The organism is Palleronia pontilimi (assembly GCF_016412875.1).
GTDB classification, from domain to species: domain Bacteria; phylum Pseudomonadota; class Alphaproteobacteria; order Rhodobacterales; family Rhodobacteraceae; genus Palleronia; species Palleronia pontilimi.
The window spans coordinates 1-18156 of sequence record NZ_JAEKPD010000006.1; the positions used below are offsets into that span (position 1 = coordinate 1).

General features: G+C 67.2%; 17 protein-coding genes. 5 read left to right on the forward strand and 12 right to left on the reverse strand.

The window, feature by feature from the left end; translation table 11 throughout:
- The 3 genes from ILP92_RS06265 to ILP92_RS06275 all read left to right on the forward strand — a co-directional run.
- Positions 1 to 251: hypothetical protein (locus ILP92_RS06265; RefSeq protein WP_198915524.1), on the forward strand; the 251-nt coding region annotated here is incomplete at its 5' end.
- 834 nt (positions 252 to 1085) lie between these two features.
- The gene (locus ILP92_RS18825; RefSeq protein WP_198915525.1) at positions 1086 to 1673 is read left to right on the forward strand and encodes a helix-turn-helix transcriptional regulator; all 588 of its coding nucleotides are present in this window, start codon (positions 1086 to 1088) and stop codon (positions 1671 to 1673) included.
- On the forward strand, positions 1670 to 2173 hold the full coding sequence (locus ILP92_RS06275) for a hypothetical protein (RefSeq protein ID WP_198915526.1): 504 nt from the start codon (positions 1670 to 1672) through the stop codon (positions 2171 to 2173). The genes ILP92_RS18825 and ILP92_RS06275 overlap by 4 nt, the downstream gene beginning before the upstream one ends.
- A gap of 40 nt (positions 2174 to 2213) precedes the next feature.
- Here ILP92_RS06275 and metK read toward each other — a convergent pair whose 3' ends face one another.
- From metK to miaB, 8 genes are all read right to left on the reverse strand, one after another.
- Positions 2214 to 3395: a methionine adenosyltransferase gene (gene metK, locus ILP92_RS06280; RefSeq protein WP_198915527.1), complete on the reverse strand. Its 1182-nt coding sequence runs from the start codon at positions 3393 to 3395 to the stop codon at positions 2214 to 2216.
- An 88-nt stretch (positions 3396 to 3483) separates the two neighbouring features.
- Positions 3484 to 4989, reverse strand: a complete 1506-nt coding sequence (gene lnt / locus ILP92_RS06285; RefSeq protein ID WP_198915528.1) for an apolipoprotein N-acyltransferase — start codon at positions 4987 to 4989, stop codon at positions 3484 to 3486.
- Positions 4973 to 5842, reverse strand: a complete 870-nt coding sequence (locus ILP92_RS06290; RefSeq protein WP_198915529.1) for a transporter associated domain-containing protein — start codon at positions 5840 to 5842, stop codon at positions 4973 to 4975. Before ILP92_RS06290 ends, lnt begins: the two co-directional genes overlap by 17 nt.
- Before the next feature lies 1 nt (position 5843).
- Positions 5844 to 6368: an rRNA maturation RNase YbeY gene (ybeY, locus tag ILP92_RS06295; protein WP_198915530.1), complete on the reverse strand. Its 525-nt coding sequence runs from the start codon at positions 6366 to 6368 to the stop codon at positions 5844 to 5846.
- A complete protein-coding gene (locus ILP92_RS06300; protein WP_438361550.1) occupies positions 6361 to 7338 on the reverse strand; it encodes a PhoH family protein in 978 nt (325 codons plus the stop codon). The genes ybeY and ILP92_RS06300 overlap by 8 nt, the downstream gene beginning before the upstream one ends.
- A 197-nt stretch (positions 7339 to 7535) precedes the next feature.
- Entirely contained in the window at positions 7536 to 7832 is a 297-nt protein-coding gene (locus tag ILP92_RS06305; protein ID WP_198915531.1) for a lipoprotein, read from the reverse strand.
- A 5-nt stretch (positions 7833 to 7837) separates the two neighbouring features.
- Positions 7838 to 8350: an OmpA family protein gene (locus ILP92_RS06310; RefSeq protein ID WP_235971202.1), complete on the reverse strand. Its 513-nt coding sequence runs from the start codon at positions 8348 to 8350 to the stop codon at positions 7838 to 7840.
- Between the two features lie 264 nt (positions 8351 to 8614).
- Positions 8615 to 9922, reverse strand: coding sequence for a tRNA (N6-isopentenyl adenosine(37)-C2)-methylthiotransferase MiaB (gene miaB, locus ILP92_RS06315; RefSeq protein WP_198915532.1), 1308 nt, complete (start codon positions 9920 to 9922; stop codon positions 8615 to 8617).
- A gap of 109 nt (positions 9923 to 10031) precedes the next feature.
- Between miaB and ILP92_RS06320 the strand changes: the two genes are divergently transcribed.
- Positions 10032 to 10898 carry a hypothetical protein gene (locus tag ILP92_RS06320; RefSeq protein ID WP_198915533.1) on the forward strand — a complete coding sequence of 289 codons (867 nt, stop codon included), beginning with the start codon at positions 10032 to 10034 and terminating at the stop codon, positions 10896 to 10898.
- Positions 10899 to 10941: 43 nt separating this feature from the next.
- On the opposite strand, the gene hisG is transcribed toward ILP92_RS06320, so the two are convergent.
- From hisG to hisS, 3 genes are read right to left on the reverse strand one after another with little or no spacing between them, the layout of a single operon-like run.
- Positions 10942 to 11631 (reverse strand): ATP phosphoribosyltransferase, encoded by a 690-nt coding sequence (gene hisG / locus ILP92_RS06325; RefSeq protein WP_198915534.1) that lies wholly within the window; start codon positions 11629 to 11631, stop codon positions 10942 to 10944.
- A complete protein-coding gene (locus tag ILP92_RS06330; protein ID WP_198915535.1) occupies positions 11625 to 12713 on the reverse strand; it encodes an ATP phosphoribosyltransferase regulatory subunit in 1089 nt (362 codons plus the stop codon). Before ILP92_RS06330 ends, hisG begins: the two co-directional genes overlap by 7 nt.
- Positions 12710 to 14230 (reverse strand): histidine--tRNA ligase, encoded by a 1521-nt coding sequence (gene hisS / locus ILP92_RS06335; protein WP_198915536.1) that lies wholly within the window; start codon positions 14228 to 14230, stop codon positions 12710 to 12712. The genes ILP92_RS06330 and hisS overlap by 4 nt, the downstream gene beginning before the upstream one ends.
- Positions 14231 to 14330: 100 nt before the next feature.
- Here hisS and ILP92_RS06340 point away from each other — a divergent pair, with 100 nt between their 5' ends.
- A complete protein-coding gene (locus ILP92_RS06340) occupies positions 14331 to 14531 on the forward strand; it encodes a SlyX family protein (RefSeq protein ID WP_198915537.1) in 201 nt (66 codons plus the stop codon).
- Between the two features lie 73 nt (positions 14532 to 14604).
- Here ILP92_RS06340 and dnaE read toward each other — a convergent pair whose 3' ends face one another.
- Positions 14605 to 18129, reverse strand: a complete 3525-nt coding sequence (gene dnaE, locus ILP92_RS06345) for a DNA polymerase III subunit alpha (protein ID WP_198915538.1) — start codon at positions 18127 to 18129, stop codon at positions 14605 to 14607.
- Positions 18130 to 18156: the final 27 nt, after the last annotated feature.

An 18156-nucleotide genomic window follows, 5' to 3' on the forward strand; every position in this document is an offset into this window, starting at 1 on the left:
AGGTTCTCAGACGATTGCTCGCTGGTCTGGGACTGTTCCTGACCCTGGCCTTGGCCCTGGTCCTGACCCTGATCCTGACCTTGGCCCTGGCCTTGATCCTGGCCTTGATCCTGGCCCTGCTCCTGCAGCTCAGCCTGAAGCTGCGCCTGAAGCTCGGCCTGAAGCTGACCTTGGCCCTGACCCTGGTCCTGGTCCTGGTCCTGCGATCCGTGGCCCCAACCGTAATAGTGTCCGTGTCTACCAGATCCTGACATCGGTGTTCTCCTAGAATTGGGCACCGCGCTCCCGTGCGTCATCTACCAACGGGATACGAAGTGCGTTTCGAAATGACGGGGTCATCCCCGCAGAACCAGAAGCCATCAAAACGGCTCAACCTTTCCACTCGGATATTCGGTTAACGAAATCTCAACCTTTTGCCGCGCCGACCTAGCCATAAGGGTGGGTGCTGTGCGTGGTCCCGAGGCGCCGGAACGGGGCGCGGCGCCCCGACCCGCGCGTGGCTGAAGGGGCTCGGAATGGCCCCAACCTCCATGAAAATTGGCGATTCGCGTCGCGGCCGCACACATTCCGCGAATCCTGTCCCCGCCGGAGAGGTGATTCGGGCCCCGCGCCGTGGAAGCCCGGAACCGCGGCGTTCACACCGTCCTTCGACCCCTTGGAAACACCTCATGCGGTAGTGCCCCACCCCTGCGCAACCATGGCGCTAAGGACCTACAGGCAACTGTAATCTATACCGTTTTTCGAAACCCCGTGCGAATGCCCGAGTCAACGGAGCACTAATCGAAAGATCAGTTCACTCCGAACCCTCCGAGCGGGTATAGTATGGGTCTAGTCCAATTGGGGGGCTCAGCTAATTTTTTCGATTGAATTGATACAAATCTAATTGCGAGAGCGTCCTGGCATTATCCAGGGAACTCGCAACTCTTCGGTCCCACCCGATTCATTTCATCAGGGGGGCCGGTACAGGTCCGCCCCGGCGCCTTCGGTCACGATGGCGGCGCGGCAGGTTGCAAGAGGAAGAAGACGTAAAAGAAATTTTTGGGGGAAATACTGCCGTGGAATTCATGATTTTCAAAGGGTCTTCCGTGCACTTCAGCGACACGCTGCTTTCGTCCGTCGAGCACGCTTTCAACGACATGATGCTGTTGCGAAATCCCGAGCCCGAGGACGTGGAAGGTCCCGTGCGCGCGGTGCTGCTCGGTCCCGACTACCTGTCGTGCCTCAGGGCCGAAGTGGAGCGGGTGCAGCGTGATTATCCCGATGCGGCCATCCTGGCCTGCTTCAATCGAGAGCGCGACATGTGCGAGGCATTCCGCGATATGCGCGCGGGCGGCTGGAAGACACCCGTCAGCCTTGTGCCGCTGGACGTGCGACTGGATGTCTGGCTGTCGATCCTGAAGCTGGCGATGATGGGCACCACCTATGTGCCTGTCGCGGCCTCGCTGAAGGCCGATGAAGGTGTCGCACGCAAGCCGCGCTGCCTGTCGAAACTGACCGACCGCGAATCCGAGGTGTTGGCGCTGGCGGCGAAGGGTGCCCAGAACAAGACCATCGCCCACGCGCTGGAAGTGTCCGAGCACACCGTGAAGCTGCACATGCATCACATCATCAAGAAGCTCGGCGTGCGCAATCGGACCCAGGCCGCACAGCAATTGATGATGACACAAGGATGACCGCCCCGGCGCAATACGACGCCGAATTCTCGACCTTCCTGACCGCGCTTGGGCATCTGAACTACTCGTTTTCGAACACCGAGAGCCTGCTGATCCACCTGATCGCCGGGCTTCTCGGGACGTCGAAGGATGCCGCGACGATCGTGTTCCTGACGCTCAACACCACGCGCGCGCGGATCGACCTGGTGGACCGGCTGGCCAAGCAGGACAGTGTGGCGCCCGAGCTGCGCGACAAGCTGCTCGCGGCGACCGGTGACCTGGCGCGGCAGGCGCCGCTGCGCAACCGGCTGAACCACTGCATCTACGCCTTCGACAGCCAAAGCGGCCAGGCGTCGTCGATCCTGATGCGCATCGCCGACCGGCGCAAGGAAGTGAAGATCGGGCAGGAAATGCGCATCGACGCGGACGCGACCGACAAGGTCAGGGCCGCGACCGAATCGCTGCACGCGCTGAACCTGCGCCTGCGCACGCTGATCGTCGAGGCCGGGTTCCCGACCTGATCCGCGCCGGGCGCCCCTGCGGGTGCCCGGCCGACGGGGCCTAGACGGCGCGCTTCAGCGTGTCGGCCAGGTCGGTCTTTTCCCACGAGAACCCGCCATCCGCCTCGGGCGCGCGGCCGAAATGACCGTAAGCCGCTGTGCGCTGGAAGATGGGGCGGTTGAGCTGCAGATGCTCGCGGATGCCGCGCGGCGTCAGGTCCATGCAGGCATAGCAGGCTTTCTCGATCGCCTCTTCGGACACCTCGCCGGTGTCGTAGGTGTCGGCATAGATCGACAAGGGCTTCGCCACGCCGATGGCATAGCTCAGCTGGATCGCGCAGCGTTTCGCCATGCCGCTGGCCACAACGTTCTTGGCCAAGTAGCGCGCGGCATACGCGGCCGAGCGGTCCACCTTGGTGGGATCCTTGCCCGAGAACGCGCCGCCCCCGTGCGGCGCCGCGCCGCCATAGGTGTCGACGATGATCTTGCGGCCGGTCAGCCCCGCATCCCCGTCGGGTCCGCCGATCACGAAGATGCCAGTGGGGTTCACCCACCATTCGGTCGCGTCGGTGATCCAGCCCTCGGGCAGAACTTCGCGGATATAGGGCTCGACGATGGCGCGGATGTCGTCGCTGGTCTGCGTCTCGTGCTTGTGCTGGGTCGACAGCACGATCTGCGTCACCTCGACCGGCTTGCCGTTCTCGTAGCGCAGCGACAGCTGCGATTTCGCGTCCGGTCCCAGCGTGGGCTCGGTGCCGTCCTTGCGCACCTCGGCCAACCGCTTCAGTATCCGGTGCGCGAAATGGATCGGGGCGGGCATCAATTCCGGCGTGTCGTCCACGGCGTAGCCGAACATGATGCCCTGGTCGCCCGCGCCTTCGTCCTTGTTGCCGTCGGCATCAACCCCTTGGGCGATATGCGCGGACTGGGCGTGCAGCAGGTTGGTGATCTTGCAGGTTTCCCAGTGGAACTTGTCCTGCTCGTAGCCGATGTCGCGGATGCACTCGCGCGCGATGCCTTCGATCCGGCCCAGGTATTCGTCGAGCTTGCCCTTGTCCGACAGCCCCACCTCGCCGCCGATCACCACGCGGTTGGTGGTGGCGAAGGTCTCGGCGGCGACGCGCGCCTCGGGTTCTTCGGTCAGGAAGGCGTCCAGAACCGCGTCCGAAATGCGGTCGCAGACCTTGTCGGGATGTCCCTCGGACACGGATTCCGAGGTGAAGATATAGTTCTGGCGTGCCATGAAATGCTCCGATGCAAGCTGTCTCGACGCACGTCAGGAAGCCGTTGCGCGCCGGTTTTTCCGGGCCTACGGGGAAACAGCCCGATATTCAAGCGCCTTGGCGCACGCCCCGTCCCGCGGCCGCGCCAAGGCCCGCCAGTCCCAGCAGCACCAGCGCGGCGACGGGCCAGTCGCCGGTGAAGGCATAGGGCGTCATCGGCCCCGCGGCCGGGATGCCGGTGTCGAAATACCCGGCCTGGCCCAACCCCAGCTGCTCGAGCACCCTGCCCCGCCGGTCGATCACCGCCGAGATGCCGGTATTGGCCACCCGGATCATCGGCAACCCCTGCTCGATGGCGCGCATCCGGGCCTGCGCCAGGTGCTGTTGCGGCCCGGCGAAGGTGCCGAACCAGGCGTCGTTGGTGATCTGCAGCAGCCAGTCGGGACGGCTGCCGGGCACGCTGACATCCTGGGGAAAGATCGCCTCGTAACAGATCAGCGGCAGCACCCGCCCGAGTTCGCCCAGCTCGAGCACGCGCGGCCCAGGACCGGCGCTGTAGCCGTAGCCGTCGCGCGCGGCGAAGCTGCGCAGGCCGATCAGCCGCGTGACCTGCCCGAAGGGCATGTATTCGCCGAAGGGGACCAAGTGATGCTTGTCGTAAAGCGCCCCGATCCGGCCGTCGGGCTGCAGCACGACCAGGCTGTTGAAGGCGCGCAATCCGTCCACCCGCTGCGCGCCGAGGATGACCGGCACGCCCCGCGCCGCCGATGCGATCCGGTCGAGCGCCGGATGCCCCTCTTGCAGCAGGTAGGGGATCGCCGTCTCGGGCCAGATCACCAGGTCCGGCGCGTCGCCCGCGCGGGTGAAGTCCAGTTGCCGGTCGAAAAAGGCCAGCGCGAAGTCGGGATCCCATTTCTGATCCTGCCGCGCGTTGGGCTGGACCAGGCGGACGACCGGATCGTCCCCGATCCGCGCCAGCGCGTCGCCTTCGGGCAGCACCAGGCCCGCCAGCGTCACGCCGCCCCAGACCGCCACCGCGCCCAGCGCCATGACCCAGATCCGCGCGGCCAGGGCCAGCCCGCCCACCAGCAGTGCCGTCAGCAGCGTCAGACCGTGCGGTCCGATCCAGGCCGCAAGCCACGCGCCCGGATTTTCGGTCCAGACATAGCCCAGCAACGCCCAGGGAAAGCCCGTCAGAACGTAGCTGCGGACCAGTTCGACGGCGGCGATGCTCAGCCCGAAGCCGACCGCGAAGCGCCAGCCGCGCCCCATGCGCCGCGCGACCCAGAAGGCCAGCGCCCAGAACAGCGCGAAGCCCGTCGCCATGAAGACCAGCGCGAAGGGCGCCATCCAGCCGTGGCGGGCCACATCGACCAGGAAGGGCTCGACGATCCAGTGCAGGGTGACGGCGAAATAGCCGGTCCCCGCCCAGAAGCCGCGCCAGGCCGCGGCGCGCGCCGACGGCGCCGTGCGGCACAGCCACGCCGCGAACGCGAGGCCCAGAAGGGCGACCGGCACGATCGAGACTGGAGCCTGCCCCAGTCCCGCCAGCCCCCCGCCGAACGCGGCCAGACACAGTGCGAAGCGGCCCCGCGGTTCAGCCCGCGTCGACATCCGGGACCCGCACGCGCAATCGCTTCAAGCGGCGCGGATCGGCGTCCACGATCTCGAATTCGGGGCCTGCCGGGTGCGGAACGACTTCGCCGCGCGTGGGCACGCGCCCCGTCAGCAGCACCACCAGGCCGCCCAGCGTGTCCACTTCTTCCTCTTCCTCGGGATCGACCAGGCGCATCCCGATCTCTTCCTCGAAATCGTCCAGCGGCGTCTTGGCCTGCGCCAGGTACGAGCCGCCCTTTTCCACGGTCCAGTACTGGTCTTCCTCGGTGTCGTGCTCGTCCTCGATCTGGCCCAGGACCTGCTCGATCAGATCCTCGATCGTGACCAGCCCATCCACGCCGCCATATTCGTCGATCACCAGCGCCATGTGCATCCGGTCCTGCTGCATCTTCTGCAGCAGCACGCCGATCGGCATCGACGGCGGCGCGTAGATCAGCGGTCGCAACATGGCGCGCAGGTCGTAGGTCGCCTGGCTGCCGAACCCGTGGCGCAGCGCGAAATCCTTCAGGTGCACCAGGCCGATGGGCGAATCGAGCGTGCCCTCATAGACCGGCAGACGGGTCATTCCGCTGTCCTTGAAGACCTGGACCAGCGCGTCCCATTCGATATCGACGGGGACCGACACGATTTCGATCGACGGGATCGACACGTCCTCGACCCGCATCCGCCGCAGATTCAGCAGGCCGGGCGGCAGTCGCGTGGGGCGTGCCCCGTTATCCGCGTCCTCTTCCTCTTCGCCCTCGGTGGGGGTGAAGGCGTCGAAGATGCGGCCGAAAAAGCCCCTGTCGGGACTGTCCTCGTCGTCGGCTTGGGCGGGGACCTGATCGGGGCCCGATGGGTCGTGGGTCATTTCACCTTTCCAAGTGTGTTGGCTGACGCGCATATGGATCGGAAAGCCCCATCTGCGCAAGGATCTGCGTCTCGCATCGTTCCATCAGGTCGCCATCGGCGTCGCGCTCGTGGTCATAGCCCAGAAGATGCAGCAAACCGTGAACGATCAGGTGCGTCGCGTGATCGGCCAGCGGCACGTCCGCGGCGCGCGCCTCGGCCGCGCAGGTGTCATAGGCGATGGCAATGTCGCCCAGCTCGGGATCGGACGGATCGGGGGCACGCGGCGCGGTCCCGGCGATGTCCGCGCCACGCTCTTCGGACGGCCATGACAGCACGTTGGTGGGCGCGGATTTCTGCCTGAAATCCTGGTTCAGGACCGCGATCCGCGCGTCGTCGCAGGCCAGAAGCGCGATTTCCCACTCCAGGCCCAGGCCCAGATGGTCCAGCGTGGCCGCGCAGGCATTCGTCGCCAGCGCGTCGATGTCCAGCGCCGACCAGCGGATATCCTCGATCGTGACGTCGACCAGGGGGGCGGTTTCAGCCATCGGCCTCGTAGGCCTCGATGATGGCGGCCACCAGCGGGTGGCGGACGACATCCTTCGACGTGAAATAGTTGAAGCTGATCTTCGGGATCGTCTTCAGAAGCCGCTCGGCATCCGACAGGCCCGACACCTGACCGCGCGGCAAGTCGATCTGGGTGCGGTCGCCGGTGATGACCATGCGCGAGCCTTCGCCGAGCCGCGTCAGGAACATCTTCATCTGCATGCCGGTGGCGTTCTGCGCCTCGTCCAGCACCACGAAGGCGTTGCTGAGCGTGCGTCCGCGCATGAAGGCGAGCGGCGCGATCTCGATGCGCTTTTCCTCGATCAGCTTGGCGACCATCTTGCCGGGCAGGAAGTCGTTCAGCGCGTCGTAGAGCGGCTGCATGTAGGGGTCGACCTTGTCCTTCATGTCGCCGGGCAGAAAGCCCAGACGCTCGCCCGCCTCGACGGCCGGGCGGCTCAGGATGATGCGGTCCACCATGCCGTTGATGAACATATTCACGCCCACCGCCACGGCCAGGTACGTCTTGCCGGTGCCCGCCGGGCCGATGCCGAAGGCCAGTTCATGGGCGAAAAGCGAGCGGACATAGGCCTTCTGCGCCTCGGTGCGCGGCTCGACCAGTTTCTTGCGGGTCTTGATCTCGACATCGCCCGCCGTGAACATCTCGATCTGGTCGGTGGCGCGCGGCGGCTCGTCGGCGTCGGAAAATCCCATCCGGATCGCGCTGTCGATATCGCCGGGCTCGACGGCCTTGCCGGCCTCAAGCCGGTGGTAAAGGCCCTCGAGCACCTCGGCGGCGCGCGCCAGGGATCCCGCTTCGCCCATCACGACAAGCTGGTTGCCCCGCCGCACGATCTGCACCTCGAGCGCCTGCTCGATGCGCGCCAGGTTGGCGTCGAACTGGCCGCAAAGGTCGATCAACAGGCGGTTGTCGGGGAATTCCAGGTGGGTTTCGGTCGGGCGTTCGGCCAGGCTCAGGTCGTCGGTCGGGGCGGGACTTGTGGGAAGGGCCAAACAAACCTCCGGGAATGGCAATCTCTACCACTCATATGGTGGGGGCATTGCATCCCAAGCGCAAGGGCTGGACGCAGGCCGGACCATGAAGATTTGATGAAAACGACCGCGCGGCATCCCTGCCGCGCGGTCTTCGCCTGCCAATCGGGCAGTGATCAGATGGGATCGGGCACGCGCGAGCCCACGCGGTCCGGGCCGTTCAGCGTAAAGGGCGGCAGCAGGCCGCAGATGGGCTTGCCGTCACGATCCAGGCGGTTGGTCTGGTAGCCTTCGATGCCGTCGTCGATGGCCCAGTGCTCGCAGCCATCCCCGTCGACCCAGATGCCGGGCGTCTTGGTCAGGTTCCGCAGGTTCTTGCTGTCGAAGCCGCGGTCGATGGTCTGGTCGCCCTTGTTGCCGCAGGCCGCGACGGCCAGCGCGGCACCGATCAGAAGGAGTGGCAGCTTTTTCATGTGTGTCACCGGATGCAAAGGATTTCGACGCGGCGGTTCTTCTGCATGCCGGCGGCGGTCTGGTTGGACGCGGCGGGGCGACGTTCGCCATATCCGCGGATATCGTTGATGCGGGCGCCGACGCTGGCCGCGACCTTTGCCACCGCGTTGGCGCGGTTGTAGCTCAGGCGCAGGTTGTAGCTGTCGGACGCGCGGCTGTCGGTGTGGCCGATGATCGTGTAGGCGCGGCTGCCCGATTGCTGGAAGAAGTTGGCGACCATCTGGCGGCCCTGGCGGCCCAGCCGCGCGCTATCGGTGGCGAAAAGCACGTCCGAGTTCATCACGCCGCAGGTTTCCACCTTGTGGCAGACCGGCGTGCCCTTGCGGGTCAGCCGGTTAGACGCGTAGCCTTCCCAGCCGTCGTCGCGCACCCAGTGCTCGCAGCCGTCGGGGTCGATCCAGATCGTGCCCACCGCACGTTGCTGGGCGCGGGCCTCGAGCGGCGCGCTCAGCGTGGCCGTGGCGGCAACGGCCGCCATCAGCGCCGCGCGGCCCATGTTTGACAAAGTGAGCTTCACAGCACGACTCCTTCCGATATCATCGCCGAAACCGGGCAGCACCGTTCGACATCCCCAAATCTTGGAAAAAACCATACCCGTTTTCAAAGACTTGTGAAGGCAGAATACCGCCGATGGTGTTTCCGCTACGGAAACAATGCAGATTTTGTGTCGCGCCATCTGGTCAGGCTGCGCATGGGTTCGGCGGGCCCGCGGACGCCCCGCCCGCCGCAAATCGCGCTGGCGTCAGACCAGCGTTCCGGCCAGCGAGTTGGGCGCGCTGGCGGTGATCCGAACCGCGCGCAGATCGCCCACGGCGACCTGCGGCGCATCCACGAAGACCGAATGCAGGTGATCCGACTTGCCGACCATCTGCCCCGCCTCGCGGCCCGGCTTCTCGAACAGCACGCTGACCGTGCGGCCCACCATCCGGTCCTGCACCGCGCGCTGCTGGCGCTTCAGAAGCGCCTGGAGCCGTTGCAGCCGATCATCCTTCACGGCCTCGTCCACGTGGGCGCGCTCGGCGGCGGGGGTGCCGGGGCGGGGCGAATACTTGAAGCTGTAGCACTGGCCGTATTCCACGGCCTCGACCAGCGCCAGGGTCTGCTGGAAATCCGCCTCCGTCTCGCCGGGGAAGCCGACGATGAAATCGCCCGACAGCAGGATATCGGGGCGCGCCGCGCGGATGCGTTCGATCAGGCGGACATAGCTTTCGGCGGAGTGCTTGCGGTTCATGGCCTTCAGCACCCGGTCGCTGCCGGACTGCACCGGCAGGTGCAGGTAGGGCATCAGCTTCTCGACCTCGCCATGGGCCGCGATCAGCGCGTCGTCCATGTCGTTGGGATGCGACGTGGTGAACCGGATCCGCGCGAGCCCGTCGATGGCAGCCAACTCGCGGATCAGGCCCGCCAGCCCGCCCGGGTGCCCGTGATAGGCGTTGACGTTCTGGCCCAGCAACGTGATTTCGCGCACACCGCGCTCGACCAGGTCGCGGGCCTCGGACAGGACGCGCGCGGCCGGGCGGGACATCTCGGCGCCGCGGGTGTAGGGCACGACGCAAAAGGCGCAGAACTTGTCGCAGCCTTCCTGCACCGTCAGAAACGCCGACGGCGCGCGGCGCGCCTTGGGCCGGGCGGGCAGATCGCCGAACTTGTCCTCTTCGGGAAAATCGGTGTCGAGCGCCTTCCGGCCCGCGCGCGCCTTCGCTTCCAGCGCGGGCAGCCGGTGATAGCTTTGCGGCCCCACCACCAGGTCCACCAGCGGCTGGCGACGCATGATCTCTTCGCCCTCGGCCTGCGCCACGCAGCCCGCCACGCCGATCTTCAGGTCGGGATTGGCGTCCTTCAGGGCCCGGAAGCGTCCCAGCTCGGAATAGACCTTTTCGGCCGCCTTCTCGCGGATGTGGCAGGTGTTGAGGACGATCATGTCGGCATCGTCCGCGCTGTCGGTCTGGACATAGCCCCGGGGGGCCAGCGCTTCGGCCATGCGCTCGCTGTCATAGACGTTCATCTGGCAGCCATAGGTCTTGATGAACAGCTTGCGGGGGGCGGACATGGGCGTCGCTTTCGTGGCGGGGTCTGGATGCGCGACGGTCCATACCGCAGGCGACGCGGGCCCGCAACGCTTGCATCGGAAGGCGGGGGGCGGCAAAACGCGAAGCAGCATGTCCCGCTTCCACAATATCGACGCCTTTCGCGCGGCCCAGATCGATCTGGGCCCCGGCCCCGTGGCCATCCTGCTGGCCGAGGACGCGACCGAACTCGACAGCACGCTCGACCGGCTTCGGACCGTGCGCTTCGCCCGGATCGTGATGTTCGCGCCCGACGCCCTTGCGCCCGCCGATCCGCCCGACGGGCTGATCCGGGTCAGCTGGACCCCGGGCGGGCGCGCGGCCACCACCGACGCCGTGAACGCGGTGATCGACAAGGCCCCGGGCGTGTGGATGCATTACTGCTACAACGCCGAATACCTGTTCTACCCGTTCTGCGAGACGCGCAGCGTCGGCGAATTGCTGGCCTTCCACGCCGAGGAACGGCGCGACGCGATGCTCACTTACGTGATCGACCTTTACGCCGCCGATACCGACGCCTTCCCCGACGCGGTGTCCCGCGCCCACGCGCACCTGGACCGGTCGGGCTATTACGCGCTGGCGCGGCCCGATCCCGACAATCACGACTACCCGATGGAGCGGCAGCTGAATTTCTACGGCGGCCTGCGCTGGCGGTTCGAAGAGCACGTCCCCGAGGACAGTCGCCGCATCGACCGGATCGGGCTGTTCCGCGCCAAGCCGGGGCTGCGCCTGTGCGCCGATCACACCTTCAGCGATCCCGAATACAACACCTATGCCTGTCCGTGGCACCACAACGTGACGGCGACGATCTGCTCGTTCCGCGCGGCCAAGGCGCTGCGGCGCAACGCGGGATCGCGCCGCGCGGTCAGGAACTTCAAGTGGCACAACTCGGCGCCATTCGAATGGGATTCGCAGCAGCTTCTGGACCTGGGGCTGATGGAGCCCGGCCAGTGGTTCTGAGCGGGCGCCGTCCGGCGCCCCCGCCCTGCGCCGCGCGATCCGGTCAGGCCAGTCCCAGCTGCGCGCTCAGCCGGGCCAGCGTCGCCCGCGCGGCGTCGTCCCACGCGGCGGCGCGGGCGCGGAACAGCGTCGCCTGGCTGGCGTGGACCGGACCGTCGGACAGCATCTTCAGATGGTTGGCGCGCAGCGTGGCCCCCGTCGACGTGATGTCGGCGATGGCTTCGGCGGTGGCGTTCCGGACCGTGCCTTCCGTGGCACCCTGGCTGTCGACAAGCTGGTAGTCTGCCACGCCGTGCTGGCGCAGGTAGTCGCGCATCAGCCGGTGGTACTTGGTGGCGATCCTCAGCCGGTGCCCGTGGCGCGCGCGGAACGCGGCGCAGACGGCGTCCAGATCGTCGAGCGTGTCCACGTCCACCCAGAGCTGCGGCACCGCGATCACCAGGTCGGCATGACCGAACCCCATGGGCGCCAGCGGCTCGACCCGGGTGTCCCAGGCGGCCAGGTTCTCGCGCACCAGGTCCGAGCCGGTGACGCCCAGGTGGATGCGCCCCGCCGCCAGCTCGCGCGGGATCTCGCCCGCCGAAAGCAGCACCATCTCGACCCCGTCGATGCCGTCGATCCGGCCCGCGTATTCGCGGTCCTCGATCTTCTGCATCTCGACGCCGCGTTCGCCGAACCACCGGAACGTGTCTTCCATCAGCCGCCCCTTGGACGGCACCCCGATCTTCAGCATGGCGCGTCCCCCGCCAGCATCACCGCGGGCCGGATCACGCCGCCGACCGCGCGCATGTCGGCCCCGCCACCCAGGGCGCGCGTCAGCGCGTCGTAGCGCCCCCCGGTGGCCAGCGGCGGCAAGTCATCGCGCCCGGCCAGCCGGAAAGTGAAGACGAAGCCGTCGTAATATTCCATCGTGCCGCGTCCCAGCGCACCGTCGAAGGGCAGCGCCGAGACGTCGATGCCGTGCTTGACCAGCGCGTCCAGGCGCCGCGCCACGCCGTCCACCGCATCCGCGATCCCCGGCATCTCGGACGCGATGTCGTAAAGCTGCACCAGGGCCGCCGGGCTGGGCATGTCCAGCGCAAGCAGCGCGCCGATCGCATCGACCTGCGCCTTCGACAGCGGCGGCTCGGCCGCGTCGGCGCGCAGGGCGGCGATGCGGGCCTCGACCTCGGCGCGCGAGCGCAGCCCGATCTCGGCGCCCGCCTCGGCCATCGGGTCGCTTTCGGCCAGCAGGGCGGCGCGGGCGGGCGATACCGGCGTGCGGCCCGAAAAGCGGTCGAGCAGCGCCGCGAAGCGCGCGGGCCGCCAGATATGCCGCATCAGCGCCGCGCGGCGGCGTTCGGACGTCTCGAACCCCCTCACCAGCGCCGTCAGCACGCCCAGATCGCCCGTCGCCACCCGGGGCGACAGCGGCGCCAGCACCGCCTGGATCAGCGCGAAGACCTCGGCATCGGCATCCGCGGGCACGCCGCCGAACAGCTCGAACCCGGCCTGCAGGTATTCCGCCGAGCGGTCGGCGCGGGTCTGGCGGCGGAAGATCTCGCCCGCATAGGCGTAGCGCGCGGGATCGGCACGGGTGGCCATGTGGCGCTGCACGATCGGCACGGTGAAATCGGGACGCAGCATCGCCTCGCCCCCGTCGGGCCCCTGGGTGACGAAGGCGCGGGCGCGGATGTCCTCGCCGTAGAGGTCCAGCAGCGTGTCGGCGGGCAGCAGGATGTCGGGCTCGACCCGCTCGGCGCCCGCGGCCAGGAACGCGGTCAGCAGGTCTTCGGCGCAGGCGCGCTCGGCCCGCTTGTCGGGCGCGTCGCTCATCCCAACCGCTTCGCGATCTCGGCCACCATGTCCGCGCGGGGGACTTCGAACTGGGCGGGCTGGTCGCGCCATTCCTCGTGGCTAAGTTCCGAGGCGAGCCGCGCACCCAGCTTCAGATCCTTGACCTGCACCACGTCGCGGGCGGCCTCGTCGTCGCCCTGGATGATGGCGAAGGGCGCGCCGCGTTTGTCGCAATACTTCAACTGGTTGCCGAAATTCTTGGGATTTCCCAGGTAGAGCTCGGCGCGAATGTTCGATTTGCGCAAGTCGGTGACCATCTTCTGGTAGTCCGCGATGCGCGACTTATCCATCACGGTGACGACCACGGGACCGTCTTCGACCCCGTCGAAGCGGCCCTTCGCCTCGAGCGCGGCCAGCAGACGGTCGACCCCGATGGAGATCCCCGTCGCGGGCACTTCCTGCCCGGTGAAGCGCTTCACCAGGTCGTCGTAACGCCCGCCGCCCGCCACGCTGCCGAACTGGCGCGGGCGCCCCTTTTCGTCGGTGATCTCGAAGGTCAGCTCGGCCTCGTAAACCGGGCCGGTATAGTAGCCGAGGCCGCGCACCACCGAGGGGTCGATGACGATGCGGTCGGGTCCGTAGCCTTGAGCGGCGAGCAGGTCGGCGATCTGGCGCAACTCGTCCACTCCCGCGCGGCCCGTTTCGGACCCGGAAACAATGTCTGCGAGATAGGCAAGCGAAGTCTCGTTCGGGCTGATATCATCGCGATCCGTTAGTGCAGATTTTTCCTGCTCAACAGTCTCGTTGATAAGCCTGTTTGCACCTACGAAGCTCATCAACCTTTCGATCTGCGCGTCCGACAGCCCCGCGCCCTTCGTGAAATCCCCGCTCTCGTCCTTGCGCCCCTCGCCGAGCAGCGCGCGGACGCCGTCCTCGCCCAGACGGTCCAGCTTGTCGATGGCGCGCAGGACGATGCCGCGGGTGCGTTCGTCGTCGGGCGCGATGCCCGCGACCTCCATCACGCCGTCCAGGATCTTACGGTTATTCACGCGGATGATGTAGTCGCCGCCGAGGCCCAATTCCTCGAACACGTCCGACAGCATGGCGCAGATCTCGGCGTCGGCGGCCATGGACGCCGATCCCACCGTATCCGCATCGCATTGATAGAACTGGCGAAATCGTCCCGGCCCGGGCTTTTCGTTCCGCCAGACCGGGCCCACCTGATAGCGCCGGTAGGGCGACGGCAGATCGTTGCGATACTGCGCCGCGACGCGCGCCAGCGGCGCGGTCAAATCATAGCGCAGCGCCAGCCAGTCGCCGTCTTCTTCCCATGCGAAAACCCCGTCATTGGGGCGGTCCACGTCGGGCAGGAACTTGCCCAGCGCCTCGACCGTCTCGACGGCCGAGGTTTCCAGCGCGTCGAAGCCATACAGGTGATAGATCCGGGCGATCTTGGCCAGCATGTCTGCCCGCCGCGTGACCTCGACCCCGCGATAGTCGCGGAAGCCCTTGGGCGTCACGGCCTTGGGGCGGGGCTGTTTTTTCTGCTTGGCCATGGGGTTCCGGGGGTGTGCTTCAGACGCGGCCCGTCTAGCCCAGCCCCGCCCCCCGCGCAAGCGATGGCCCCGCGGCGCGCCATGTGCTAGGCGCGAGGGCATGGAGACGACACGGATCGAAGAACGCCTGGCCCACTTGTTGCGCGCCAATGACGAGCTGTCGGATATCGTGCGCGACCAGGCCGAGCGCATCGCGCTGCTCGAGCGGCGCGTGCAGATGCTGATGGAGCGCGAGGCAGGCCGCGAATACGGCGAAGGCGGCGTGGTGCCGCTGGGCGACGAGCGCCCGCCGCACTGGTGACGCGCCCGATCGGGGTCGGCGCTGTCCGGGCGGGCCGTCCCGCCTGGCCGCCGACCACCCCGCAGCGGGCGCGTCAGATGTCTTCGACCGTGACCACGCCCGCCAGCGATTTCAGCGCGCCCTTGATCTGCGGGTTGACCGGGAAGGCGTCGCCCAGGCTGACCTCGACCTCGCCCGGCAGGTCCGGATCCATCAGGCACAGGCTGACCGGTCCGCGTCCGCGGATCTTGGCCTCGGACGCCGCGCGCTCCAGGATCGACGCCACCAGCCCCACCGCTTCCTCGGCCTCGACGAAGACGCGCAGACCGCCGCCGCCCGCCTCTTCCACCGCCGTGTCGATGGGCACGACCGAGCGGCAGAGCAGCTTCAACTGCTCGGCCTCGACCGTCGCTTCCACCTGCATCAGCACGTTGGACCCCGCCTCCAGCAGGTCGCGCGACGATTCCAGCGTGTCCGAGAATACCATCGCCTCGAACAGCCCGGTGGGATCGCTGGCCTGCACGAAGGCAAAGCGGTTGCCCTTGGCCGATTTGCGCTCTTGCCGCCCCGACACCGTCGCCGCGATCTTGGCGACCTTGGGCCCGCCCTGGGCCTCGCGCGCCAGCGCCTCGAGCGTCATCACGCCCTTGCGCTTCAATGCGGGCATGTAGTCGTCCAGCGGGTGGCCCGACAGGTAGAAGCCGATGGCCTTGTGCTCTTCGGCCAGCCGCTCGGCGGGCAGCCAGTCGTCGCAGGGCGCCAGACGCGGCTCGGGCAGATCGTCGCCGGCCTCGCCGAACAGCGACACCTGGTTGCTGGCCTTCTGGTCATGGATCGCCGCCGAATAGGCCACCAGCGCGTCCAGGCTGTCGAACACCCGCCGCCGGTTCGGGTCGAGCTGGTCGAAGGCCCCGGCGCGGGCCAGCATTTCCATGGGCCGCTTGCCCACGCGCTTCAGGTCCACCCGCCGCGCCAGATCAAAGAGCGTCGCGAAGGGCTTGCCGTCTTCATTGTTCTGCGCACCTCCGGTGCGACCCGCCACGATCAGCTGCATCGCCTCGAGCCCCACGTTCTTCAGCGCGCCCAGCCCATAGACCACGCGGCCCTCGCTGACCGAAAACGCCGCCGCGGACCGATTCACGCAAGGCGGCACGATCTCGATCTCGAGCCCCCGGCGCACTTCCTCGGCATAGACGGCCAGCTTGTCGGTCAGGTGGATGTCGCAGTTCATCACGCCGGCCATGAACTCAACCGGGTGGTTCGCCTTCAGCCACGCGGTCTGGTAGCTGACCACCGCGTAGGCCGCCGCGTGGGACTTGTTGAAGCCGTAATTGGCGAACTTGTCCAAGAGCGCCCAGGTCTCGTTCGCGGTCTTCTTGTCGACGCCGTTCTTCGCGGCACCGGCCAGAAATTTCGGCTTCTCGGCGTCCATGGCGGCCTGGATCTTCTTGCCCATGGCGCGGCGCAGCAGGTCGGCGCCGCCAAGCGAATATCCCGCCATTTCCTGCGCGATCTGCATCACCTGTTCCTGGTAGACGATGATGCCTTGCGTCTCGTCCAGGATGTGATCGACCGACGGGTGCAGCGTGTCGCGTTCGGAAAGGCCGTTCTTCACCTCGCAATATTTCGGGATGTTTTCCATGGGGCCGGGACGGTAGAGCGCCACCAGCGCCACGATATCCTCGATGCAGGTGGGCTTCATGCGCCGCAGCGCGTCCATCATGCCGGTGCTTTCCACTTGGAACACCGCGACCGTCTTCGCGCGGGCGTAAAGCGCGTAGCTTTTGGGGTCGTCCAGCGGGATCAGGTTGATCTGGTTCTCGGTCCCTTGCGCGGGCTGGTACAGCTCGGACCCGTCCGGCGCCATATGGATCGGCCGCGTCTGGTTGATCAGGTCCACGGCGTTCTGGATCACCGTCAGCGTCTTCAGGCCCAGGAAGTCGAACTTCACCAGCCCCGCCTGCTCGACCCATTTCATGTTGAACTGGGTGGCGGGCATGTCGGATTTCGGGTCGCGATAGAGCGGGACCAGCGCGTCCAGCGGCCGGTCGCCGATGACCACGCCCGCCGCGTGGGTGGACGCGTTGCGCAATAGCCCTTCGACCTGCTGGCCGTAATCCAGCAGCCGCGCGACGACCTCTTCGTTGCGCGCCTCTTCGCGCAGGCGTGGCTCGTCGGCCAGCGCCTTTTCGATGCTGACGGGCTTCACGCCTTCCACCGGGATCATCTTCGACAGCCGATCCACCTGGCCATAGGGCATCTGCAACACCCGGCCCACGTCGCGCACGGCGGCCTTCGACAGAAGCGCGCCGAAGGTGATGATCTGGCCCACCCGGTCGCGGCCGTATTTCTCTTGCACGTAGCGGATCACTTCTTCGCGGCGGTCCATGCAGAAGTCGATGTCGAAGTCCGGCATGCTGACCCGCTCGGGGTTCAGGAACCGCTCGAACAGCAGCGAATAGCGCAGCGGGTCCAGGTCGGTGATCGTCAGCGCATAGGCCACCAGCGACCCCGCCCCAGATCCGCGGCCGGGGCCCACCGGAATGTCGTGATCCTTGGCCCACTTGATGAAATCCGCGACGATCAAGAAATAGCCGGGAAAGCCCATCCCTTCGATGATGCCCAGCTCGAATTCCAGCCGCTTTTCGTAGTCTTCCACGGGTGCGGCATGCGGGATCACCGCCAGCCGGTCCTTCAGCCCCGCGACCGCCTGGCGGCGCAGCTCGTCCACCTCGTCATCGGCGAATTTCGGCAGGATCGGATCGCGGCGATAGGCGGCGAAGGCGCAGCGCCGCGCGATTTCCACCGTGTTCTCGATGGCCTCGGGCAGATCCGCGAACAGCGTCGCCATCTCGCGCGGCGATTTCAGGTAATGCTGCGGCGTCAGGCGGCGGCGCGGCTCGTTCTGGTCCACGTAGGCGCCGTCGGCGATGCAGATCAGCGCGTCATGCGCCTCGTACATGTCGGCCTTGGGGAAATAGACGTCGTTGGTCGCGACCAGCGGCAGGTCCATGGCATAGGCCATTTCCACGTGGCCGCGCTCGGTGGCCTGCTCGGCGCCCGTCAGCTTGCCGCCCTCGCCGGGATGGCGCTGCAATTCGACGTAAAGTCGGCCGGGATAGATCCCCGCCAGCTGCGCCAGCATGGCTTCGGCCTTGTCGCGCGCCCCCTGCTGCAAAAGCCGGCCCACCGGCCCGTCCGGCCCGCCCGACAGGCAGATCAGCCCGTCGCCATGGGCCGCCAGATCGTCCACCGTCACATGCGGCAGGTCGCCCCCCTCGCGCAGGTAGAGCGCCGAGTTCAGCTTCATCAGGTTCTCGTATCCCGCCTCGGACTGCGCCAGCAGCACCAGCGGCGCCGGGCGCGGCAGTTGGCGGCCCTGCGCGGCTTCGCCGAACCCCATGACCGACACCTGGCAGCCGACGATGGGCTGCACGCCCGCCTCCAGCGCGCCCACGGAAAACTCCAGCGCCGCGAACATGTTGTCGGTGTCGGTGACGGCGACGGCGGGCATCCCCATCCCGGCCACGAGGCCCGGCAGCTTCTTCAGCCGCATGGCCCCTTCCAGCAGGGAATATTCGGTGTGCAGTCGCAGGTGGATGAATCGCGGATCGGCCATGGCGTCCGTGATACGCCGACGGCCCCG